General features: G+C 32.4%; 19 protein-coding genes and 1 other annotated feature (1 of these 20 cut by a window edge). Of the genes, 8 read left to right on the top strand and 11 right to left on the bottom strand.

What is annotated here, in order from left to right; all coding sequences use genetic code 11:
* Positions 1-197: a binding site (T-box leader), on the top strand; it begins 66 nt to the left of the window's first position.
* Positions 198-301: 104 nt separating this feature from the next.
* From B7R65_RS11055 to B7R65_RS11065, 3 genes are read left to right on the top strand one after another with little or no spacing between them, the layout of a single operon-like run.
* Positions 302-1078 carry an amino acid ABC transporter substrate-binding protein gene (locus B7R65_RS11055; protein ID WP_088042840.1) on the top strand — a complete coding sequence of 259 codons (777 nt, stop codon included), beginning with the start codon at positions 302-304 and terminating at the stop codon, positions 1076-1078.
* Between the two features lie 16 nt (positions 1079-1094).
* Positions 1095-1736, top strand: a complete 642-nt coding sequence (locus tag B7R65_RS11060; protein WP_088042841.1) for an amino acid ABC transporter permease — start codon at positions 1095-1097, stop codon at positions 1734-1736.
* A 12-nt stretch (positions 1737-1748) separates the two neighbouring features.
* Positions 1749-2402 carry an amino acid ABC transporter ATP-binding protein gene (locus B7R65_RS11065; protein ID WP_088042842.1) on the top strand — a complete coding sequence of 218 codons (654 nt, stop codon included), beginning with the start codon at positions 1749-1751 and terminating at the stop codon, positions 2400-2402.
* A 146-nt stretch (positions 2403-2548) separates the two neighbouring features.
* Here B7R65_RS11065 and B7R65_RS11070 read toward each other — a convergent pair whose 3' ends face one another.
* The 6 genes from B7R65_RS11070 to B7R65_RS11095 all read right to left on the bottom strand — a co-directional run bounded on the left by B7R65_RS11070 (position 2549) and on the right by B7R65_RS11095 (position 10392).
* The gene (locus B7R65_RS11070; protein WP_088042843.1) at positions 2549-3565 is read right to left on the bottom strand and encodes a cytochrome d ubiquinol oxidase subunit II; all 1017 of its coding nucleotides are present in this window, start codon (positions 3563-3565) and stop codon (positions 2549-2551) included.
* Positions 3566-3587: 22 nt separating this feature from the next.
* The gene (locus B7R65_RS11075) at positions 3588-4919 is read right to left on the bottom strand and encodes a cytochrome ubiquinol oxidase subunit I (protein WP_088042844.1); all 1332 of its coding nucleotides are present in this window, start codon (positions 4917-4919) and stop codon (positions 3588-3590) included.
* Positions 4920-5171: 252 nt separating this feature from the next.
* Positions 5172-6548, bottom strand: coding sequence for an MATE family efflux transporter (locus B7R65_RS11080; RefSeq protein ID WP_218780420.1), 1377 nt, complete (start codon positions 6546-6548; stop codon positions 5172-5174).
* 49 nt (positions 6549-6597) lie between these two features.
* The gene (locus tag B7R65_RS11085; protein ID WP_088042845.1) at positions 6598-6954 is read right to left on the bottom strand and encodes a GIY-YIG nuclease family protein; all 357 of its coding nucleotides are present in this window, start codon (positions 6952-6954) and stop codon (positions 6598-6600) included.
* Positions 6955-6975: 21 nt separating this feature from the next.
* Entirely contained in the window at positions 6976-7731 is a 756-nt protein-coding gene (locus B7R65_RS11090; RefSeq protein WP_088042846.1) for a DUF2087 domain-containing protein, read from the bottom strand.
* Between the two features lie 426 nt (positions 7732-8157).
* Complete coding sequence (locus B7R65_RS11095) at positions 8158-10392, bottom strand: sensor domain-containing protein (protein WP_088042847.1); 2235 nt, start codon at positions 10390-10392, stop codon at positions 8158-8160.
* A 414-nt stretch (positions 10393-10806) separates the two neighbouring features.
* On the opposite strand from B7R65_RS11095, the gene B7R65_RS11100 reads away from it, so the two are divergent.
* Both B7R65_RS11100 and B7R65_RS11105 read left to right on the top strand, forming a co-directional pair.
* Positions 10807-11547, top strand: a complete 741-nt coding sequence (locus B7R65_RS11100; protein ID WP_088042848.1) for a hypothetical protein — start codon at positions 10807-10809, stop codon at positions 11545-11547.
* 44 nt (positions 11548-11591) lie between these two features.
* Positions 11592-12854, top strand: coding sequence for a polysaccharide deacetylase family protein (locus B7R65_RS11105; protein WP_088042849.1), 1263 nt, complete (start codon positions 11592-11594; stop codon positions 12852-12854).
* Between the two features lie 666 nt (positions 12855-13520).
* On the opposite strand, the gene B7R65_RS11110 is transcribed toward B7R65_RS11105, so the two are convergent.
* The 4 genes from B7R65_RS11110 to B7R65_RS11125 form a co-directional block, all read right to left on the bottom strand.
* Positions 13521-16502 carry a bifunctional 2',3'-cyclic-nucleotide 2'-phosphodiesterase/3'-nucleotidase gene (locus B7R65_RS11110; protein ID WP_179194840.1) on the bottom strand — a complete coding sequence of 994 codons (2982 nt, stop codon included), beginning with the start codon at positions 16500-16502 and terminating at the stop codon, positions 13521-13523.
* A 273-nt stretch (positions 16503-16775) separates the two neighbouring features.
* Positions 16776-17333 (bottom strand): GNAT family N-acetyltransferase, encoded by a 558-nt coding sequence (locus B7R65_RS11115; protein WP_088042851.1) that lies wholly within the window; start codon positions 17331-17333, stop codon positions 16776-16778.
* A gap of 147 nt (positions 17334-17480) precedes the next feature.
* Entirely contained in the window at positions 17481-17930 is a 450-nt protein-coding gene (locus B7R65_RS11120) for a ferritin family protein (RefSeq protein ID WP_088042852.1), read from the bottom strand.
* A gap of 84 nt (positions 17931-18014) precedes the next feature.
* Positions 18015-19142, bottom strand: a complete 1128-nt coding sequence (locus B7R65_RS11125; protein WP_088042853.1) for a cation:proton antiporter — start codon at positions 19140-19142, stop codon at positions 18015-18017.
* 392 nt (positions 19143-19534) lie between these two features.
* Between B7R65_RS11125 and B7R65_RS11130 the strand changes: the two genes are divergently transcribed.
* The 3 genes from B7R65_RS11130 (at position 19535) to B7R65_RS11140 (ending at position 23072) form a co-directional block, all read left to right on the top strand.
* Positions 19535-20020: an RNA polymerase sigma factor SigV gene (locus tag B7R65_RS11130; RefSeq protein ID WP_088042854.1), complete on the top strand. Its 486-nt coding sequence runs from the start codon at positions 19535-19537 to the stop codon at positions 20018-20020.
* Positions 20021-20045: 25 nt separating this feature from the next.
* The gene (gene rsiV / locus B7R65_RS11135; RefSeq protein WP_088042855.1) at positions 20046-20921 is read left to right on the top strand and encodes an anti-sigma-V factor RsiV; all 876 of its coding nucleotides are present in this window, start codon (positions 20046-20048) and stop codon (positions 20919-20921) included.
* Positions 20922-21176: 255 nt separating this feature from the next.
* Entirely contained in the window at positions 21177-23072 is a 1896-nt protein-coding gene (locus tag B7R65_RS11140; protein ID WP_088042856.1) for an acyltransferase family protein, read from the top strand.
* Between the two features lie 54 nt (positions 23073-23126).
* Here the strand turns inward: B7R65_RS11140 and B7R65_RS11145 are convergent.
* Positions 23127-23596, bottom strand: a 470-nt coding sequence (locus B7R65_RS11145; RefSeq protein WP_142288239.1) for an IS3 family transposase, incomplete at its 5' end; no start/stop codon positions are given.

Below are 23596 nucleotides of genomic sequence, written 5' to 3' on the forward strand. Positions count from 1 at the left end.
AGGGGCATAAGACAATATTTTGAACACATCTCTGAGCTGAGCACCGAACCCATTTTGGTAGTAGACTGTTTCCGGAATCCCTGCACCCGTTATCGTGCTAGAGTGTACGCATAAATATGCTGTACTCGAAGAGGTTGGTATCGTGAGATATCAATAAATAGAGGTGGAACCACGTGAGATATACTCCCGTCCTCTAGCTATATACATTATAGCTAGAGGCGGGAGTTTTTTGTTTTTATAGATTCTTGCAGATTGAAACAATCTTTTATAACAGATATTTAAAATAAAGGGAGAGAGAACAATGAATAGAAAATTTATGACAGCACTTATCATGTGTATGATTTCAATATTAATCGTTTCAGGATGTGGAAAAGAGAAAAGAAATAAAAATGAAGTGGTAATTGGATTAGATGATACATTCGTCCCAATGGGATTTAAAGACGATAAAGGTAATTTTGTTGGTTTTGATATTGATTTAGCAAAAGAAGTATTTAAACGCGAAAAAATTAAAGTTACATTCCAACCAATTGATTGGTCGATGAAAGAAACTGAATTAATCTCAGGTAATATTGATGCGATTTGGAATGGTTATTCAATTACGAAAGACAGACAGAAAAAAGTAGATTTTACTAATCCTTATTTAAAAAACAGACAAGTAATTATTACATTAGCAAATTCTAAAATTAAGTCTAAAAATGATTTAAAAGGAAAAAACGTAGGTATTCAAGATGGATCAAGTTCACTTGATGCAGTTAACAAAGAAAAATCTTTAGTAACTTCGTTTAACGGTAAAAAGCCAGTTTTATACGAAAATAACAATCAAGCCTTAATGGATTTAGAATCTAAACGAGTTGATGCAGTAGTGGCAGATGAAACTTTAGCTAAGTATTACATGAATAAACGAGGTCAAAGCAAATATAAAATTTCAAATGATAACTTCGGTGAAGAAGAATATGGCATCGGTGTAAGAAAAGATGATAATGCTTTACAGAATAAGATTAATAAGCAAATTGATTCAATGAAACAAGATGGAACATATGACAAAATTTATCAAAAATGGTTCGGCACACTGAAATAAAAAGGAGCACGCAATTATGGAATCGATTTTTTCTTTAATGCCTTCTATGTTCGATGGGTTAAAAGTAACGCTAGAAGTATTTATTATTACTCTAGCGTTATCCATCCCACTCGGAATCGCATTAGCACTTGGAAGATTATCAAACTTTAAATCACTCAGGGCAATTATCCAATCATATATCCTTGTAATGAGGGGCACTCCCCTTCTTTTACAATTAATTTTTATCTTTTTTGGACTACCTTTACTAGGTATTGTTTTTGATCGTTTTACTACAGTAATCGTTGCCTTTACGTTAAATTACGCTGCCTATTTTGCAGAAATTTTCAGGGCTGGAATTCAGTCAGTTAATAAAGGACAATATGAAGCTGCTAGCGTTTTAGGGCTTAGTCGAGGCCAAACATTCAAACGGATCATCCTTCCACAAATGACGAAAAAAGTATTACCTCCTGTATCTAACGAAGTAATTACTTTAGTAAAAGATTCAGCACTTGTGTATGTAGTAGGACTTGATGATATGCTTCGTGTTGCTAAAATCGCATCAAATACAAGTGCTTCGTTAATGCCACTTGTTCTGGTTTGCATTATCTATCTTCTTTTAACAGCCGTATTAACAAACATATTTAAACAATTAGAAAATCGATACTCATATTACGAATAAGGAGAGACTTTCATGCTAAAAGTTAATTCATTAACAAAACGGTTCGGTAAACAAACAGTATTAAAAGAAGTCTCTTTTGAGGTTAAAAAAGGCGAGATTGTCACTTTGTTAGGACAATCTGGAGCTGGTAAAACGACTATTTTACGATGTATAAACGGTCTTGAAAGCTTTAATAGTGGAACAATTGACATTGATGGTCAGAAAATCAACTCACAAAAAGATTTTTTGAAAGTACGCAAAGATGTAGGGCTCGTTTTTCAAAACTATAATCTATTCCCTCATAAAACAGTACTTGAAAACATTATTGAAGCTCCAATATTAGTATTAGGTTTGAATAATGAAGAGGCTACAAAACAAGCACTTAAGTTACTTGAGCAAGTTGGTTTAGGTGAAAAAGCAAATGCATATCCTTTTGAATTATCAGGAGGTCAACAACAACGTGTTGCAATAGCTAGAGCATGTGCGCTTCAACCAAAAATACTTTGCTTTGATGAACCTACATCCGCACTAGACCCTGAATTAACTAAAGGAATTGCTACAATCATAAAAAATTTAGCAAAAGAAGACATGAGCATCTTAGTCATTACACATGATATGGAATTTGCTCAAAATGTCTCTACACGTACGTTATTAGTTAAAGAAGGAAAAATTTTAGATAACGAATAAAAAAATCCTCCAATCAATTGGAGGATTTTTTATTTAATGAAATAGTTTACTAAGTATTGATAACGCCATTATAAATGCAACAATAAAACAGACAATTACGAGTCGTTTTTCATGTTTATTAGAAGAGTGCACTTTTATCTCTCCTTTTATTTTTTGCCTTGAACGTACTCAGCATCAAATAAAAATAATTTAAAAATGAATAGTAGTGATGGGATTAGTAAGAGTAAACCTAGCACAAAGACAATTACTAGCATCGTACCAGATGTTTGATTCGTATAACCATTATAAATCGTAATATATGGATCCAGTATATATGGCATATGTGCTGCCCCATACCCAAAGAAGGCAAAAAAGAACTGAAGCATAACAAAAATAAATGCCGTTCCATAATTACGCTTTAATAAAATTAAAGTCGATGCAATTAAAAAACAAATCAACGATAAAAGGAACATCCACCAAAATCGATTAATAATATTTTGATAAAAGTGAAGATTATTATCTCTTAATCCTACGAATACTAGAAAACTCGATAATATAGTCGGAACTGTCCAAAATAAAGCGTACTGTCTAAGTAAAGATAAAGCTCCTTCATCTTTTGCTTTACTAGCATAAAAAGTTAAAAATGTAGCACCTATATATAGTACAGAAATAATGGCAATAATAACGACACTCCAGGAGTAAATGCTTGATAATAATTTTTCAGCTAAAAACTTAATTACACCCTCCTTCTCAACAATATATCCCCCACCTGAAATTGTTAGTACTGTACATAGTGAAGCGGGTATTAATAAGCCAGTTGCTCCATATAAAAAGAGATATACTTTATTTTCCTTTGATCCGTAGTTTGAAAAAGCATAGAATGAACCTCTTATTGCTAAAAGTACTAATGAAATACTTCCCGGTATTAATAGAGCTGTTCCAAAATAATATGCAACACTTGGAAAGAATCCAATTATACCTACGAAGAAAAAGACAAAAAATACATTGGTTATTTCCCAAACAGGAGATAAATAACGACTAATAAGATTATTGATTAAATGATCATTCTTTGTAACTTTTCCATAATATGCGAAAAACCCAGCTCCGAAATCAATCGATGCAATGATTATGTAACAATAAAGAAAAGTCCATAAGACAATGATTCCTAGTAATTCGATATTCATAGATCACCCTCCTATTCTCTAGTTATTTTTTATAGCGGTATTCTAGCTCTTCTTCAGGTGAATTATGAATAAACATTTTTCGAATGACGACCGTACAAAAAACGCCTAAGAAAACATACAATGCAAAAAACAACCAGAACATGCTACCCAATCCCTTAGCAGTCGTTGCTCCTTCAGAAACTTTCATATAACCTCTTAAAATCCAAGGTTGACGGCCTATTTCAGCAATCATCCATCCAAGTTCGATATTAATCATCGCTAAAGGACCAGTTAGAGCCAGCCCTCGAAGTAGCCATTTATGGTGCATCCAATCTTTTTTCTTAATCGAAAAAGTAACGAATAGGAAAGTCATTAAAATAATTAACCCTACAAATGTCATTTTTACATCAAATAAATAATGGATAAACAAGGGTGGTGTTTCATCTTTTGGAAACTCATTTAGACCAGTCACTGGCGCATTAAAATCTGAAAATGAGAGAAAACTTAATAATTTTGGAATGCGGATTTCATATTTTATTTCATGCGTTTCATCATTTAATTTTCCAAATAAGATAAAGTCTGCTCCCTTTTCTGTCTCAAAATGCCATTCAATTGCGGCTAGCTTTTCAGGTTGATATTTAGCAAGAAACTTGGCAGATACGTCTCCTGTTACTCCAGTTAAAACTGCAAAAATCAATCCCATTGTAGCAGCTAATCGAAGTCCCTTTTTCGTATATTCTGTAATATTCCCTCTTAACATTTGTATTGCGGCAATGGACGTCAATATAAGTGCAGACGCAACGTACGCCGTAACAACTACATGCAGTGTTTTCGATGGTGTTGCCGGATTAAACATTGCAGCAATCGGGTCTACAGTTTTAATTGAACCGTTTTTTAAGGTGAATCCTTGCGGCGTATTCATAAATGCATTTACAGTCGTAATAAAGAATGCAGATAATGTTGAACCTAAAATTACTGGGAGTATGATTAACCAATGGTAAATCGGTTTCTTGAATCGATCCCAAGTATATAAATATATGCCAAGAAAGATCGCTTCAAAAAAGAATGCGAAAGTTTCCATAAATAAAGGAAAACTAATCGATTGACCGGCAATTCTCATAAAGCTTGGCCATAACAGTGATAGTTGTAACCCAATACAAGTTCCTGTGACTACCCCGACGGCTACAGTTATCGTATATCCTCTAGCCCAGCGTCTCGCCATCAATAAATAATGTGTATCCTTTTTAAGAATCCCAAGACCTTCGGCAATCGCAATCATTAAGGGTATTCCTACACCAATTGTTGCAAAAATAATGTGAAATACTAGTGTCATACTTGTTAGTAATCTACTGAGCGTGACATTATCCAACTCCATCTGAAATCCCCCTAAATTTTCTATTTACTTCTAAAATTATTTATCAAAGTCAGCATCACAGTTCACTTTTTCAACTTAAACAAACGTTTATTTTAATTCTTTACATCTATAAAAGTATGGACTTTTTCACTTAAAGGTATACGAGAAATCATTTCGTTCCTCTCCTTTCTTTAGTCACGAGCAAACTAAAAAAAAGCCAATCCATTAAGATTAGCTTTCACTATTTCTAAGCGTATTCAATTAAACTACTAATTATGATACAAGACGCTCTATTCGTTTCGTTTTCCACGATAAACGATAATACAAATACTGTAGTCCAAGGCCAATTAAAAAAGCGGCTGGATATCCTAACCAGATTCCTTTTAACCCTAAGCTAGTAGAGTGAGAAAGAATATACGCTACTGGCACTTCTATACACCAAATGCTTAAAATACTGATTATAGTTGGCAAAAGTACAGTACCACTTGCTCTCATTGTCGAAGATAGAATGAATGTATGCCCTAATAGTAAATAACTCCATAAAGTAATCATTAATAAGCTATTTGCAATTGTAATTGTATTTTGGCTTGTTAAAAATAGTGTAAGAATAGGCTTTGAGAAAACATACGTTAATACGATTATGCCACCGACAATTACATAATTAAGTAATATTCCAATTCGAATGACCTGATTTAATCGTTCATATTGTTTTGCTCCAATTGACTGAGCAGCGAATATCGATACAGTTATACTTATACAAAGAGCTGGCATTTGAACATAGCTTAGAAGTTGATTAACAACACCATAAGACGCAGTTGCCTCAGAACCGTATTTGTTTACAAACGAAATAACAGCAATTTCCGATAATGATAGAAAAATCATATTTATACTTGTTGGTATCCCAAGTTTTAATAACATTTTAAGGATCTCGCCATCAAACCATGTTAACTTACTAATTTTTGTTTCTAACCGAAGCGGATGTTTTACTTTGTGTAAATAGATTAGTAGAGTGATAAACGTGAGTATTGTTGAAACTAACGAAGAATACGCAGCTCCATATATTCCTAACTTAGCAACACCAAACCAACCAAATACTAAGATTGGTAATAACACCACATTTAAAATTGTACTTAATATGAGAAAATAAAATGGTGTCTTGGAATCACCTGTCCCTCTCATTAAAGTTGTGTAAACTGAATAAAGAAAGAGTACTGGTATCGACCAAAATAAAATCCTAGCATATCGCACACTTACATCCAGTATATTTACTGGTGTACCTATTAATCTCAATAAATCTTCACAATAAATAATTCCAATAATCGCAATTCCAATACTTAGTAATAGTGTAAAGGAAAGAGTTGTACTTACAATCATCTTTAATCGATCTTCTAGTTTGGCTCCATATGCTTGACCTATTAAGATTGAACTACCTGAGCCAATTCCAATTGCAAATGAAATTAGTAAAAAAAATAATGGGAAAAAAGCTGAGAGAGCAGCCAATGAATCTTCTCCTAGCCAATGTCCAACAACGAACATACCGAAAACCTGGCCAATTGATTGCAAAATATTACTTAAAAGAAGTGGAATAAGAAATAGCACCATTGGGCGTAATAAAGTAAGTCCCTTCTTTGCTTTTACTAAGGATTTCATTTCTTCTGTTTTTAAATCTTCAGTTGGAATCACAATCTGAAATTCCTTTCTATCTAGATTTTACCGAGTTATATCCCTTATCTCCGAAGGGTTGGAGTTGATTTAACCACTTTTCCTCAAGTTTTTTTAATTCAGCTTTTTCATTCACGAGTTTTTCGCTATCTATTTTTAAAGTCTCTAATTCTTCAATTATAAATGCTTCCTTTCCGAATTCATTCCACTCGTCTTGAAGCACTTTATTCGTACTTGTTCCCATTTCCAATTCGAATTTTTTTCCATTTAAAGTCTTAAAATTCATCGTACTACCTATAAATACTTTTTGATTTATTGTGTTCTTAATTTGATAAACGCCAGCTTGCTTCTTCGTTTCCATATATTGTAATTTCAATTCTTTTTTTCGATTCATGAGATTTCATCCTCTTTCTTATCATTCTTTTACCCAATACTGACTACCATCAGGTTTTCGGTCAATAAAACCGTACTCAATTAGGTATCTTCTTAAAATAACGTAATCAGAGTAAACAGCTGTTAGTAATTCATTCACTTCTTTTTCTGTATAAGTCTTATTCAGTGTAAATCGTTTTATAATTTCTCTTAAAACAACCAGTTTTTGCTTTTCTTTTAAAGGAAATTTTGCTAACGGACCCTCTATTCCTTCTGGAAAATATTTTTTAATACTTTTTGTTCTTTCCTCTTCTGTAATGTTATAACGCTCATCAACCATTTTTGCGTTCTTATGAAGAGGTAAAAACTTAGGTGCATGTTGATCCTTTTCCTTTAATAGCTCCATCATTGTCAAAAAGAGTTTAGCTTGCCTTTCTTTTTCTTTTAAAACAAAACGATGGTTTCGAATTGTTGAGGCACTTCCTATCCCAGCTTCTTTCTGAATATCTGCATCACTTTTTCCTTGATAGAAAAGACGTAAAAGATTATTTTGATGCTCAGTTAAACCTGTTAATTTTTTATCAAGCTGAACTAAATAATCAAAGACAGATTGATGAATACTTTCTATATGAATAGTCATATATTTTTCAGCTTCAAATAACATACCTTCTTCTTGATAAATGATTCCTTTTTCTATTTTCTTATTACATAGTAAACACATGTAATGATCTTTTTCTTCAATATAACCTTGTTTTAGTTCTTCTAAGTTTGCATCCCAAAAAGCTTCTAAATGCTCCATGCAACCAAACACACCCTTCCATCGTTTGTTATATAATAAACATTTTGTTATTTTGTTTGTAATTTAATAAACATTCTATGATATTGTTTGTAAATTGTCAACGAACGAAATAATCAGATAAAATGATCTTTCTACAAAATTGAGTTTAGGCAATCAAAAGAAAAGATGTAACTTACGAAAATACATCTGTCAGTAATCAAATATCTTGGTTAACAAATCCAAAAAACACAAAAAAGCATCTTATAAAGATAAGATGCTTTTTTGTTTATACAAAGTTTCAAAAATATAACATTCAGACTGATTGAAAACGCTTGTCTTTCGAGACGCGAAGCCTGGTGAGGAGCGGAGTTACCATTGACGGTAATGAGCACCGTAAGAAGGCGAAGCAATGAAGAAAGCGAGCGTTTATCAACAGTCTGTGGCATCTTATAAGGATAAGATGCCTTTTTCAATATATCCTTTTGAAATTAGTTCCTCTACTTGATCAACAGGTAGTGGTCTACTATAAATATATCCTTGACCAATTTTACATGCATTTCGCTTTAGGAATTCAACTTGTTCTATTTCTTCAATTCCCTCTGCAATAACTTTAAAATTCAAATTATGCCCCATATTAATGATCGTTTTGACCATTTCTCCTTGGTTTACATGGTTAATAATATCGTCAACGAATGATTTATCTATTTTTATACTATCGATTGGTAGATGCTTTAAATAGCTTAATGATGAATAACCAGTTCCAAAGTCATCGATTGAAATTTTTACCCCTATTTCTTTCAATCGATTAAGTACTATCGTTGATTTATTTATGTCTTGCATGATACTTTCGGTAATTTCTAGTTCAAGATAAGAAGGATTTAGTCCCACTTCTTCTAAAATAGTTAGAACAGAATCTACAAAATCATCGTCTTGAATCTGACGAACAGAAATATTTACTGCAATGGGAATTGGTTTAAATCCTAAATCTTGCCATCTTTTATTTTGAATACACGCTTCTCTTAAAATCCATTTCCCCATAGGAACAATCAATCCAGTTTCTTCTGCTAGGGGAATAAAGTCTGCAGGTGAAATAATTCCATTTTCTGGATGATTCCAGCGTATAAGCGCTTCGACACCAATAATTTTATTTGTTTCTAATTCAATTTGCGGCTGATAGTTAAGTGTTAACTCTTCATTCTCAAGTGCTTTTCTTAACCATTTTTCAATATCCATTTTACGTATTGTAAGTTCAGCTAATTTTGAAGAATAAAATTGAAAGTTATTTTTGCCGCGTTCTTTTGCTAAGTACATTGCTGTATCGGCATTTTTTATTAATGTTTCTTCATCCTGCCCATCGGCGGGATACATACTGATTCCAATACTCGGCGAAACGAAAAATTCTAGTTTGTTTACTTCAAATGGAGTAGCAAATGCCTTTAAAATTGATTGCGCGATTTCTTTTACTATTTCAGTATTGATTTCTTCAAGTAAAATAATAAACTCATCGCCACCTTGTCTAGAAACCATTCCTTCAATATTGATTGCAGATTTTAATCTATTTGCTACTATTTGTAAAAGCTGATCTCCGACCGAATGGCCTTTTGTATCATTGATAATTTTAAAACGATCTAAATCTAAAAACAAAATAGCGTGATTTTGTTTATTCCATCTAATCAACACATCGTTTAAATGCTTTCTAAACATATTTCGATTTGGAAGCCCAGTTAAGACATCATAATATGCCATATGGTGAATCGTTTCTTCCGCTTTCTTCCGATCAGAAATATCCCTACCTACGATTTGTGTCGCTGCTCTACCCTCATAAAAAATTGGCATTGTCGTCATTTCAACTTCAATACTTTCACCATCTAATTTAGTCGCTTGGAACTCAAAACTCATTTTTAATTTAGAGTCATCAATAATAAGTTCACTATCTTTTATTTTTCTTAAAATAGTTGGATGGATAAGAATTGATGGGGGTTTACCAATTAAGTCTTTATGACTTGATGCACCATAAAGCTTACACCCAGCCTCATTAATATAATCAATTCGACCTCTACTATAAACGGCAATGATGTCTGGGGACATTTCTACCAGTGTTCGATAGCGATCTTCACTTTCTTTACGATTGGTAATATCAAAAAGCACACTACAAAAATCTATTAATTTCCCTTTTTCGTCTACAGTTGGAATTCCTCGATCTTGTATCCATCGTATTTCTCCATCACTTCGAATAATACGGTAGATACTTGTAACTGCTTTTCCTAATGAAAGCATTTTTTCTCGCTCTTTTAAAACATGTAAATCTTCTGGGTGAATCACTTGTTTCCAGAGAGTTGCATCTTGATAAAACTTATCTAAAGAAAACCCATACAGATTTTCAATTCCTGGTGTAATTAATATTTTATTCGTTCTCAAATCATGTGACCATATTGCTACATCAAGAGTATCAAAAATATGATCCAGTCTTTGACGATCTATTTGATTTTCGTTTGAACTTTTATTAGTGTAGTTAATAATTAAAACGACTAGGAGTATAATGACCAAGGTGAAGGCTGTATACATTACAGCATGAATTAAACTATTATGTAGAAATAAGATAGAAGCTAATAATTCGAACGTTACTAAAAGACCTATTATCGAATATAATTTATATTTAAATATGTCATCTTTATTATTCATTTGTTTCTCCTAAATTTTAGGTAGTCCCCTTTACCCTCCAAATTTTGACACTTTTCTTAAACATATCAAAAATAATTGTTTATAACAATAAGATAATTATGATTAATTAAATAGATTCATAAAAATAGTTTACTTTTTTACTAAGAATCCAATTACTCATTTATTCCTCATGAACGATAGATAGATATAGTCCTTTCTATACTATCGAGCTTTTCGTTTCACCTACATAAGTACTATTTTCTTTTCATTTAATTGACAATTCTCTACATAACTTTACAATTAAAAATAGATAATAATAGAATTTTCGACATATTTTTAATATATAGGAAATACCTACTGTTTTAGGGTAATTTTGCCAATATTTTGTTTGTTATCAAGTGTATTTCAATCATTAAATTTGTAGGAGAGAGAAGCATGACTAAAGACACAAAAAACAAATCGATTGATTGGTTAAAGGGAGTTTTATCTAAACAAAACCAATTCGAAACAACTATTAAAGAACAACAATTTTCAACCGAAGTAGTAGATGAAACGGTTAATTTTATAGAAGAATCAGTTTCTATCGATACTTCAAATCAGAAACAATTATTTTCGAAGGATAATCAAGATAAAGTATCGCTTGATTTAATCATTTCTTTAGAGAATATGCTCAACGATCGCCAATTAATTCTCTATAAAAATAAGGATTTAGATGACCAGTTATACACTGCAAATGAAATGATTAGTCGTTTAAAGCATGATCAAATGAAAAAGGATCAAATTATCCAAGAAAAAAATAAAGAGATAAGCGTAATTGAAGGTAAGCTGACTAAGAAACAGATGAGCTATGATCAACTAATTGAAGATTATAAGGATTACCAAAATAATTCTAATACTGAATTTGAAAAAATTACGAACCAGCTTGAAAAAGAAATCCAAAAGTATAATAAGTTGAATGACATCTCAACTAAAACTCAATACCAAAGTATGTTAAAGATTAAAGACCTTGAAGAAAAAATAAGGGATTTAGAAATAGAAAATCAAAAATACGTAGAGCAATATCAAAAAATTTCTGCTGAAAAGAATGAGTTAATGCAAACGATAAATGATTTTACTGAACGTATGTCTTTCTCATTCTCTGCAAAAAATGCTTCTTCTACTACTGTTCCAGAGTAATAGAATCATAGCCATTTTTTCACTATTAAGGATAGGGGGCAAACATGTCAATTTACCATGGAAAACTAATTGAACTATTATCAATAGATCGAAAATTTGATAAATCTTTTTTACATATAAGATTAGTATTTAATAATGAAATTAAACTTCTTTGGGAAATTGACAACGATACCGCCGATTTATTAGAATCTAAACTTATATTTGGAGAAAACTATAAATACCGACTCTCCTTACATAGTTCTTGGGATCCTTCTAAAAATCAATACTCTAGCTTTATAACAAAAACTTATAGAGACCAAAGCGAAAAAATTAATTTTACATGCTCTGAAGAATATCATTTAGGGCTACATTCAATTAAAAATATAAATGACTTAAAAACAATCGTAGACTTACCATATTTAACAAGTATAGGCACTGACAAAGTTGTAAAAAGAGTTAACACTAAAAGCTTTTATGCAATGTATGGTTGGGTTGCTGTCGCATTAATTAGTATTGTTTCTACTGTTTTAATAGGATATATCAGTCACTCTTGCATAAACAAAACCTTTATTTGTGAAAAAACTCCTGTAAAAGCTGAAAGTATTTCAAAAGCAGTCAATGTGAAAATAAAAGATGAAGAAATTCAAAAGCTTGATGATTCAATAGATTTAAAGAGTAATAATAAAGGGATTCAGAAATCTGATAAGCCTAAAAATATGCAGATTACAATCCAACCAAATTTACCGAGTATTAAGCTAAACAATGTAGTAAACTACAGTATCCCTAAAGGTAGTGTGGCCCTTACTTTTGATGATGGACCATCAAAATACTCTCCAAAGATTGTTAATCTATTGAAAAAATATAAGACTGGCGGAACATTTTTCTATATCGGGCAAAATGTAAAAAAGTATCCTTCTTATGTGAAATACGCTTTTTCGAATGGGTTTTCAGTAGGAAACCATTCACTACATCACAGTGACTATACAAAACTTTCATCTAAACAACAAGAATCAGATATGATTCAAACAAATAAATTAATCCAGGGTATTACCCATCAAAAGGTCGTGTTATTTAGACCACCATATGGTGCAAAAAATAAAGCAACGATCAACTTAATGGAAAAGCATAGCTATAAGATGGTTTTATGGAATAAAGATACTGAAGATTGGAAAAATCGTAACTCAAACGAAATCATAAAATACGTTAAGAACAATACAGAATCAGGGTGTATTATCCTACTTCATGAATCAAAAGCTTCCTTAGAAGCTTTACCTAAAATCATTGAATATCTTCATTCAAAGAATTTAAAAATTGTAAGTTTAAATTAATCAGTAGTCACTATCAACAGTGACTACTGATTTTTTATTTTCACATTCGCTAACGTGTATTGAAACCTTTATTTAATCTCATACTGGACAATATCAGGTAGATTATTGGAGTGAATTAGAAGCAGAGGAACAGTACGAAAAAGGGATATTTATTATCAGGAATTATTATCCCCATTTCACTTTCAATTGGATTGGAGCGTAAGGTGCTCGACTCCGATGGGCGTTGCGGGTCAGGTGAGACCCCGCAGGCGTGTATGCGCCGAGGAGGCTCAGCGCCCGCCCCACGGAAAGCGAGCATCCTGTAGTGGAAATCTAGAAAACTCCATGTTTAATCCTAACAAAATTTACGAAAACAGCCTTTAAGTAGAGAAATACTTTTAAAATTTGTTTTTATAGTCAGATGATCTAAAGAGGATAATCGATAAATATAGGAAGTTAATTAGAGCGTAAGGTTGCTCGACTCCTGTGGGAGTTGCGAGACAGGTGAGACCCCGCAGGCGTGTATACGCTGAGGAGGCTCAGCGCCTGCCCCACGGAAAGCGAGCATCCTGAAGTGGAAATCTAGAAAACTCCATGTTTAATCGTAACAAAATTTACGAAAACAGCCTTTAAATAAAAAAAGAACCGAATCATTATCAGTTCGATAAATGATTCGGCTCTTTTTTATTATTTAACTACTTTACTTGCACCTTTACTTACATTTTTCGCTGCATCTGTTAAATAAACAACTACAGTTACTCCATGCTTTTGTTTAGGAATTTTCACTTGGAAAGTCCCTTTAGTTGTAACTTTAGAAGTTCCAATCACTTTCGATTTAACTTTTACAGTTACGATTGTGCCTGCTTCCCCTTTACCAGAAATCACAGTTGATTTGCTAGTAATATTTCCAATAATAACTGGAGTTGCTGGTGGTGTTGCATCTTTTACAACAACAATTGTTCCTTGGCTAGTGTTTCCAGAAACATCTTTTGATGTAACTGTTAATACCACACCTGGACGTTGAGCTTTTATTTTAATAGTAAATTTACCAGTTGAGTACGCTTTTCCAGTTCCGATAACAGTTTTACCTGCTTTTACAGTAATAGTTGCGTATTTCTCAGTTGTACCTGTGATACTAGTAGATTTTGAATTTACAGAGTTAACAATTGGGCTAACTGGTGCTAATTTATCTGATACATTTACCGTCTTAGATTCGCTAACATTACCAGCAGCGTCTGTAATGATAACTGTTAAAACAGTTCCTGCTTTTTGTTTTGCAATTGTTAATGAGAATTTTCCTTCAGCATTTACAGTTCCGTTTACTAACTTAGTAGATCCCTTTAATACATCAATTTTAGCATTTGCTTCAGCAGTACCAGAAATTGTTGTATCGATGTTGCTAACTTGATTTACTACAGGAGCAACTGGAGCTGTACGGTCCATTACTACTGCACTTACTGATGTAGTTGTATCACCTTCAGTAGCAGTAACAACTACTGTAGATCCAGCTTTTTGTTTAGCTATATCAATTTTATATGAACCTTTTGCATCTGCTTTACCTGATCCAATAGTAGTTTCTCCAACTTTAACAGTAACATTTGCATTCGCAAGTGTTTTACCTGAAATTGAAGTTGAAGTATCACTAAATTGGTCAACTGTTAGATTCGTATTGTATGAATATAATCCCCATGTTACACCTAATTCAGATGCTTCACCTTTTGATGTAATGTGTGGAGAATCTGATAAAACATTTTTCGCATCAATTGAAGATTTGAAAGTTACTTCAGGATTACCAGCGATTGGAGCAATCATCCAGTTTTTATCAGCAGAAGGATTTACAACACCTTGAGCCTGAATATAGTTCATTAATACTGTACGATTTTCATCGATTGTATCAATAACAACTTTTGCTTTTCCGCCTTTTAATCCTGGGAAGTTACCACCACCACTTGCACGGTAGTTATTTGTAACAACAACAAACTTTTGATCTTCTTTAATTGGTTGACCATTGAATTCTAAATTTAGAATACGGCTTGAGTCTGCATTTAGAACATCACCGTTTGCTTTGTATTTTGCTGGCTTCGTTACATCAACTTGATAAGTAACACCATCAATTACATCATAGTTATATCCAGGGAATGTGTTATCTACTAACTCTTGTGGAGTTTTTGAAGTAGGATCAATTTGTTTAAATTGTCCTGCACTCATCTCTAACCATTCTTTCACGTCTGCACCAGTTAATTCTACTGCTTTTAACGTGTTAGGGAATAAATATAAATCATTTGCTGATTTAATTGAAAGTTCACCAGTTCCAATGCTTGTATAATCATTTACTCCACCACGGCCAGATTTAAATGGTGCAGCAGCTGATAATACTGGTACATCTTTATATGCAGGTAAATTTTTCGCAATATATTCTTTAGCATATGATGTTTGTGCATTATTTACGATTTGGATTGTTGGGTCATCTTGTACACGAGCAAAGTAGCTGTACATTGGTGCACTAGTCATACCAATTTTCCCACGTACATATGATAAAGTACCATCATGGAAGTCTTTTACTGCTTCAACGATTTTAGCATTTTCTTCAGCTAAGCTTTTCTTAGCAGTTGCATCGTATACTGGACGCAACTCAGTGCCTTTAGCTTCAACTTTCGTATACTTTCCATTATCATCTGGAGTTAATGATAATTTCATTACTCCAAGATTATTACCCCAGAATCCTGCTTCTACTGCTGGTACACCGTTAATAGTACCAACAACATTATCGATTCCTTCTTTACCATTAAACTCAGCTGCGCCAGGGAAGTTTGTATGCTTATGACCGAAAAGAATTGCATTAATTCCTTTAACTTTACTTAAGTCATAAACGGCATTTTCAGCATTTTCAACACCTGAAGTAGCTACGTCACAACCAGAGTGAACAAGTGCTACAACGATATCAGCTCCATCGGCTTTTACTTTTGGAATAAATTCCTCCGCCGTTTTCACCATATCTTTTGCTGTTACTTTACCTGTTAAATTATCTTTGTCCCAATCCATAATTTGAGGTGGAGCAAATCCAATTACACCAACTTTTACTTTTTGAGCATTTCCGTTTTTATCTTTAAACGTTTTATCAAGAATTACGTAAGGCGTGAATTCATTTTTACCAGTAGTTGCATTGTAAATATTGGCATTAATATAAGGAAATTCTGCTTTACCAGTAACCTTTTTTGCATAGTCTAAACCGTAGTTAAATTCATGATTACCAAATGTAGCTACGTCATATTTCTGAATATTCATAGCTTTAATCATTGGGTGTACTTCTGTAGCAGATAAACCGTGTACTTTTGCAACATAATCAGCCATTGGATTACCTTGAATCGTATCACCTGCGTCAAAAAGTAGATTATTTTCGCTTTCTTGTCTAGCTTGGTTAATTAATGTTGCTGTTTTAGAGAATCCATAATCTAGTACTGGAGTATCTTTGTAATAATCATAAGCCATGATGTTGTCATGTAAATCAGTTGTTTCTAGAATCTGTAAGTCAATTGATGCTGGTGCTGTCGTGCTTGTCTCTGCTTTTACATTTGTTGCAAATGGAGTTGCAATTGTAGCAAATGTCAAAGCTGATACAACAAACTTGCTGATAGAACTTGATACACTTACATGTTTATTAGATGTCATATATACACCCTTACCTTTCATTTTTGCTAGTTTATGATATTGGTATTTTCCCCAACGGTTTAAATTATAACTTGATTCTAATGTTATAAACAATTAATATTTTTTTAAATAAAGGTAAATTTCTGCGAAGTATAAATTATTAGTTTTGTAAACACTTACAGCATCTAGGTTTAATCAATATATATTTTTTTTAGAAGCAGAAAAAAATAATTTCAAAATATTATTTCTGATTTTTCTGAACACTGTTCGCATAATAAAAAAACAAACTTAAAATTAAAGTTTGTTTTTTTTATAAAAATTATTGGACAACGAAAAAACTATTGAAGATGTTCGGTTTTCTTCCTCTTTAATGAAGCCTGTGTTCTTAAAATAATTTTTTTCTAGAATACGAATTGAATTCAGATTGTTAGAACTAACAATCCCTTCAATTGCGAGTAACTTCAAGTTTTCAAACCCATAGTTCAGCACGGCACTTAATGCTTCTTGCATAATTCCTTTTCCTTGAAACGTCGGTGACAACTCGTAACCTACCTCACCTTTTTCGAGTTCAGTTGAAAAATTCCATAAGCAGATTGTTCCAATTAGTTGGTTTGAATCGTGAAGCGTAATTGCCCATAGTACCCAGTCATTGCGACTAATTCCTTCATTAATCATCTGTATGTAATCAAGGGCTTCCTTGACATCTTTTGCTATCGGTCGGTTAATTAGCTCAGAAACTAATTTATCTGAACGTAATGCAAAAATTTCATGTATATCATCACTATTCATCTGTCTTAATACCAAACGGTCGGTTAATAGTTTGGGAAATGGTGAAAAAATATAATCCTTCATACTGTCTTCCTCCAGGAATCTAAAAATTCGTAAGTATTGTTATCTTCAAAACAATTATCTCTAAACCTGTAAAGGTATGACAAGCTTTTCATAAAAAAAGCACTACTTTATTAAAGTAATGCTGGTACATACTACGATAACTAATTCTTATTTATTTTTTATCATGTAATATAAAAACCAATTTGCATGAATTCCATCTTCTATAGCCGCCCGATAAAAAACATTTTTAACAGTTTGATTTGTGGTTTGATCGGCTATTTGTAGATAAAAACGACTAGCGGCTTGTTCATTTATAAAAGCAAATTCAATACCTTCAGCGAATGTCTTCGGACAAACTTGAGTGATTTTCGCCTCAATTGTTCTTCCAGTTAAAAGTCGATAAATCGATTGAAAAGCCTCATAATGTCTTGAATCATCTTCACGAATTCCGATGATATTTGCTTTTGTTGTTTTATTGTTAGTCTGTTGAGCTAATTGCGCGAAACAATTGATCGCATTATATTTCAGGTTAATTGCTGTTTCAATATCCTTTTCTAATTTAGGATTTAACTGTCTATAATAATCATAATAATAATTTTGATGTTGATAAGAATACATCCCTTCCCCTCCCTTTATCCCATATTACTTTATGGTCAAAGGTTGGGTTGAGTGCACGTCTTACGAAAGATAGCCTATTTTCATTTAATCTTTATTAAACAACCACTTCATCATTGGTGGAGTGACAATCGTGGTAATTAAAATCACAATGACAATGACCGCAAATAAATCTTGTTTTAATAAATTATTTTCTATTCCTATTGCTGCAATTATTAATGCTACCTCACCTCTAGAAACCATCGCTGAACCGATTCCAAACGAATTCCTCCAAGAGAACCCAGCTATTTTCGCCCCAAATGAGGAGCCAATTAATTTTGACACGATCGCTATTAAACTTAGAATAATGATTAGCCATATATTCTCCAATATCCCTGTAAACTGCGCTGCTACCCCTATTGATGTAAAGAATACTGGAACAAAGATCGAATAACTAATCGTTTCTACTTTTTCAAACACCTCGTGTTTAAATTTTGTCACACTAATTGCTACACCAGCTATATATGATCCAATAATTGCAGCTACACCTGTATATTCTGCTAAATAAGCATAAATAAAGCAGATGATTAACGCTGAAGAAATTACTGTCTCAGTCACACGTAAAGTAGAAAATCTTTTAAGAAAGAATGGAACAACTTTCCAGCCAACTAAAATTGCCCCAACGAAAAAGAGTACTTTCTTTAAAATGACCTTTGTTAAATTCACATCTCCTCCAGCCATACTCATTAAAAATGCTAGTGCTAGTATTACTAAAATATCATCAATTACTGCTGCACCTAATATTGTCGCTCCTTCTCGAGATTTCAATTTATTCATTTCTTTTAAAACTTGTACAGAAATACTTACGCTAGTAGCTGATAATAATAAGCCTAAGAAACTTGACTGAATGGATGTAAGATTCATATAGATACCTGCAAAGTACCCCAATCCGAAAGGAATAATAATTCCCCCAATACCAACTAAAGTTGAGGCCTTTCCAGTTCGCTTAAACTCATCCAAATCAGTTTCTAAACCAGCTATAAACATTAATAAAATAACACCTATCTGACTTATTTCTTTTAATATATCTGTATCAGTAACTAATCCCAGTACTGTTGGTCCCAATACAATTCCTATTAAAAGTTTACCTAATACTGAAGGTTGCTTTAAACGAACACTAAGATCCCCTGCAATTTTTGAAGCGAGTAAAATGATTGCAAGTTGAAAAATCAGCATGTAACTACCACCTTTATGAACTGAAAACTTTAAACGAGTCCTAACATAAAAAACCTTACAAGATCGTTGAATCCCCTCAGGAAAAAGTACTTCAGTCTTTTCATCTTTTAACGTTAGGATGAGGAAATTCCTGTAAAAATATTCTTATGTGGGAATCTATTTATTACTTACCCTAAATGTTGTTTCAAATAAAAATCCAATACACTGTTTACCTTTGACTAAGTCATCGTTATACTAGTTTAGGCCGCTATATAAGCGAAATTTTTTTAATTAACAAATGTTATTTTTAAACAGAAATTTTTTTTATTTTTAATCAAACTTTTTCCGTTAGGTATACGTCTTTATAATGTAATACCTTCTTGATACGTATCACAAAAAAGGAGCACTATAGAATGAAGGGGAAATCGAACTTAGAAAAAGAACTTGTAGCTTTTATTATTGAAAATAAAGATGACTTTTATCGATTAGCTTATAGTTATTTAAAAAACTCCAATGATGCAGTTGATATATTACAAGATTCTATCCAAAAAGCCCTTTCCTCAAAAGATAAATTGAAAAATGAACAATCTTTAAAAAGCTGGTTTTATAGAATTGTAGTAAATACTTCATTAGATTTTTTACGGAAACAAAAGAAAATAACTGTAGTAGATGAAGAAACCATTGAATTATTTTCTCCTGGTCATGATGACCATTATACAAATATCGATTTAGAGAGATCGTTAGAATCTTTACCTACTAAATATCGCACAGTGATTGTTCTTCGATATTTTGAGGATTTAAAAATAGAAGAAGTTGCAGATATTTTGCAAGAAAGTCCAAATACAATTAAAACTCGAATATATAAAGCTTTAGAATTACTCCGGATTAAAATGATATGAACTTATTTTTAGGAGGCAAATTAGAGTGGATAAAAAATTACAAAAATTAAGATTGGACTACAAGGATATACCTATTCCAGAAGATTTGGATCACATTGTAAGAAAAGCAATTAAACGATCCACATCAAAAAAATATCCTTTAAAGTCCATAGCTGGTTTTGTAGCTGCAGCAATCTTTGTTTTATCAATAAATAGTAGCCATACATTTGCTAAAACTTTATCAAATGTTCCTTTATTAAGAAATGTAGTTAATGTACTTACTTTTACTGAATATACTGTAAATGAACCTACTTATAAGGCAAATATTAAAGTACCATCGATTTCTAATCTAAAGAATAAAGAATTAGAAAACAGTCTAAATCAAAAGTATTTGAAAGAAAACCAAATGCTATATGAGGAGTTTAAAAAAGAAATTGATTTAGTAAAAAAAGAATCTGGTGGAGCGCACTTGGGCGTCGATAGTGGTTATGAGGTTAAAACTGATGATGCTAACATATTGTCTATTGAAAGATATGTTGTAAATACGGTTGGTTCTTCCTCAACTACGATGAAATTTGACACAATCGATAAGAAAAAGGAAGTCTTATTATCTTTACCAATACTATTCAAAGATAAATCTTACATCAAACTAATTAATGAAAATATTAAAGAGCAAATGATCGAGCAAATGAAACAAGATGAAGGAAAAATTTACTGGATACCTGAAGCAAATCTTGATTACGGAATTGATGCTTTCGAAAGTATTAGTGAGAATCAAAATTTTTATATAAATAAAGATCATAAATTAGTTATCTCTTTTGATAAATACGAAGTTGCCCCTGGTTATATGGGTGTAGTTGAATTTATTATACCTACTGAAGTAATTTCAGAGATATTAGTTGGTAAAGAGTATATTAAATAATTGCAAAAAATTATAGAGCCACTCTTCTACTTCGAGATTTGGCTCTCTTTTCCAAGCTGATTTTGTTTTTAACGTGTCAAAAACAAGCCTACAAATAGAGAATTGGCTTACATATATATTTTATTAGGGGAAAGGGGTTTCTGGTAATGAAACACATTGTTCAATCAAGGGGAAAAATAGTTACAAAAAGCGTGATTCAGCACTTTATTAAAAGAGAAATCATTTATGAAGTAGTTAAACGAAGAGGTTATGATTATGTCTAAGACGAATAAACCATTTCGATATATGCCTGGTTTAGATGGTCTTAGAGCATTAGCTGTTCTCGCTGTAATTGCATATCACTTAAATTTACCTTGGGCATCTGGTGGTTTCCTTGGTGTGACAGTCTTTTTTGTACTTTCAGGTTATTTAATTACCGACCTCCTAATTGCAGAATGGAGTACAAATAATACAATAAACTTAAAAGATTTTTGGATTCGTAGAGCAAAAAGACTTTTACCTGGTATGTTTACACTAATATTAATCTTAATTGCAACGGTATCAATTTTCGATTCATCAGATGTTTCAAATTTAAAACACGATTCGATTGCCGCCATCTTTTATTACAGTAATTGGTGGTATATTTTCCATCAACTATCCTATTTTGAATCATTCGGATCACCTTCTTTACTTAATCATTTTTGGTCCCTGGCAGTAGAAGAGCAATTTTACATTATCTGGCCGATTCTGACGTTCGTTTTACTGAGAATCGGAAAACATAAAAGTGTACTTTTCTATGTTACGATTGCTGGTTCCGTGTTCTCTGCACTTTTAATGGCTGCTTTATTTCATCCAGGAACTGATCCGAGTAGGGTTTATTACGGAACAGATACAAGAGCATTCTCATTACTAATAGGTGCTGGATTGGCTTTAATTTGGCCAAGTCGACAGCTTACAACCAATATCACTAAACGCGCAAGGATAACGTTGGACGTAGTCGGGATTACTGGTCTATTCATTTTTCTATTTATGATTGGAAAAACAAATCAATATGATAGTTTCCTTTATCAAGGTGGGATGTTCCTATTATCTATTGCTACTGCGATGTTAATTGCTGCCCTTGCTCACCCTGCTAGTTTGGTTGGTAGATTCCTAGCTATGAGGCCATTAAAATGGGTAGGAGTGCGTTCATACGGAATTTATTTATGGCATTTTCCAGTTATAGTCTTATTAACTCCAAAAATAAATACGGGAAGTTTTTCATTTCTCCGAATGATTTTCCAATTAACATTAATATTTGTTCTTGCCTCACTTTCTTACCATTTTATTGAGGACCCTATTAGAAAAGGGAAATTAGGACTTATATGGAAGGAATTTCGTTCTGGACAATGGAGATTTAAAAATATCTGTATGAAGCATATTGCTTTAGTTAGTACGTTTAGTTTATTACTAGCCATTTCTTGTTTTGGAATACCATCACTTCCAGGTGCAAATGGTGCCAAAGCTAGTTCAGACTTAGAAGCAATACAAACAAAACCGAAACAATCCTCTCAAATTGTTGAGAAAATAAAGGAAAAACCCCATACTACTCCAATCGTTGATCTTGATAAACAAAAACCTGTCTCAAATCAACAAAGTAAAAATGGTCAAACTCCTATAATTAAGAAAAAGCCAGCTATAAGTAATACTGCTACAGGTTCTAATAAAAAAATAACTGTAATCGGAGACTCAGTTGTTATTAATGCAATACCATATCTTAAAAAATCTTATCCTAACATTAACGTAAATGCCAAAGTTGGCAGACAATTTACCGAAGCCTCTAAGATTATTGAGCAAGCTAAGAAATCAAATGCATTAGGTGATACTGTCATTATTGAACTAGGTACAAACGGTGCATTTTCCAAGAAACAGATGATTTCGTTAATAAATGAGATTGGTAAACAGAGAAAAATAATTTTTATTAATACGCGTGTTCCAAGACCATGGGAATCATTAGTAAATAAAAATTTAAAAGAGGTTTCAAGTAAATTTTCAAATACTAAAGTGGTAGATTGGTATAAAGCGAGTGCCAACCATAATTCTTACTTTTCATCAGATGGTGTACATTTAAAGACTGATGGGGCTAAAGTTTATGCTTCATTGTTGATTAAAGCGATTCAATCTTTTAAATAATAAATAAAAAGGTGCCTTTTTCTGAAGTGAACCCAAAAAGTTAGACAAATAGTTTTATGCAACTAAAGAGGATTGGACTCTGTATTGAACAGGGGACAATCCTTTTAGTTTTATCTTAATACGCTCATGATTGTAATAGTGAATATATTCATGCAATTTCTCTATAAACTGATCCATACTGCTAAATTCTTCATTATATAGTAATTCAGATTTTAATAAGCCAAAGAAGTTTTCGATAACTGCGTTATCTAAACAATTCCCTTTACGGGACATACTTTGTGTAATGTTATTTTGTTTTAGTATCTCTCGGTACTGTCTCATTTGATAATGCCAGCCTTGATCCGAATGAAGAATTGGCTTCTCTCCATCATTTAAGCAGCTCAAACCCCGTTTTAACATTTTGTAAACTAATTGAAAAACAGGACGCTTGTTAATGCTATAAGCTATAATTTCTCCGTTATAAAGGTCTAATATCGGAGATAGATATAGCTTTTCCCCGTACATTTGGAATTCTGTAATATCAG

The organism is Bacillus sp. EAC (assembly GCF_002156875.1).
Classification (GTDB): Bacteria; Bacillota; Bacilli; order Bacillales; family Bacillaceae_G; genus Gottfriedia.

Coding starts and splice junctions, on each gene's coding strand:
- B7R65_RS11055 (WP_088042840.1), top strand. CDS start 302: ATGAATAGAAAATTTATGACAGCACTTATCATGTGTATGATTTCAATA.
- B7R65_RS11060 (WP_088042841.1), top strand. CDS start 1,095: ATGGAATCGATTTTTTCTTTAATGCCTTCTATGTTCGATGGGTTAAAA.
- B7R65_RS11065 (WP_088042842.1), top strand. CDS start 1,749: ATGCTAAAAGTTAATTCATTAACAAAACGGTTCGGTAAACAAACAGTA.
- B7R65_RS11070 (WP_088042843.1), bottom strand. CDS start 3,565: ATGAATATCGAATTACTAGGAATCATTGTCTTATGGACTTTTCTTTAT.
- B7R65_RS11075 (WP_088042844.1), bottom strand. CDS start 4,919: ATGGAGTTGGATAATGTCACGCTCAGTAGATTACTAACAAGTATGACA.
- B7R65_RS11080 (WP_218780420.1), bottom strand. CDS start 6,548: ATGAAATCCTTAGTAAAAGCAAAGAAGGGACTTACTTTATTACGCCCA.
- B7R65_RS11085 (WP_088042845.1), bottom strand. CDS start 6,954: ATGAATCGAAAAAAAGAATTGAAATTACAATATATGGAAACGAAGAAG.
- B7R65_RS11090 (WP_088042846.1), bottom strand. CDS start 7,731: ATGGAGCATTTAGAAGCTTTTTGGGATGCAAACTTAGAAGAACTAAAA.
- B7R65_RS11095 (WP_088042847.1), bottom strand. CDS start 10,392: ATGAATAATAAAGATGACATATTTAAATATAAATTATATTCGATAATA.
- B7R65_RS11100 (WP_088042848.1), top strand. CDS start 10,807: ATGACTAAAGACACAAAAAACAAATCGATTGATTGGTTAAAGGGAGTT.
- B7R65_RS11105 (WP_088042849.1), top strand. CDS start 11,592: ATGTCAATTTACCATGGAAAACTAATTGAACTATTATCAATAGATCGA.
- B7R65_RS11110 (WP_179194840.1), bottom strand. CDS start 16,502: ATGACATCTAATAAACATGTAAGTGTATCAAGTTCTATCAGCAAGTTT.
- B7R65_RS11115 (WP_088042851.1), bottom strand. CDS start 17,333: ATGAAGGATTATATTTTTTCACCATTTCCCAAACTATTAACCGACCGT.
- B7R65_RS11120 (WP_088042852.1), bottom strand. CDS start 17,930: ATGTATTCTTATCAACATCAAAATTATTATTATGATTATTATAGACAG.
- B7R65_RS11125 (WP_088042853.1), bottom strand. CDS start 19,142: ATGCTGATTTTTCAACTTGCAATCATTTTACTCGCTTCAAAAATTGCA.
- B7R65_RS11130 (WP_088042854.1), top strand. CDS start 19,535: ATGAAGGGGAAATCGAACTTAGAAAAAGAACTTGTAGCTTTTATTATT.
- B7R65_RS11140 (WP_088042856.1), top strand. CDS start 21,177: ATGTCTAAGACGAATAAACCATTTCGATATATGCCTGGTTTAGATGGT.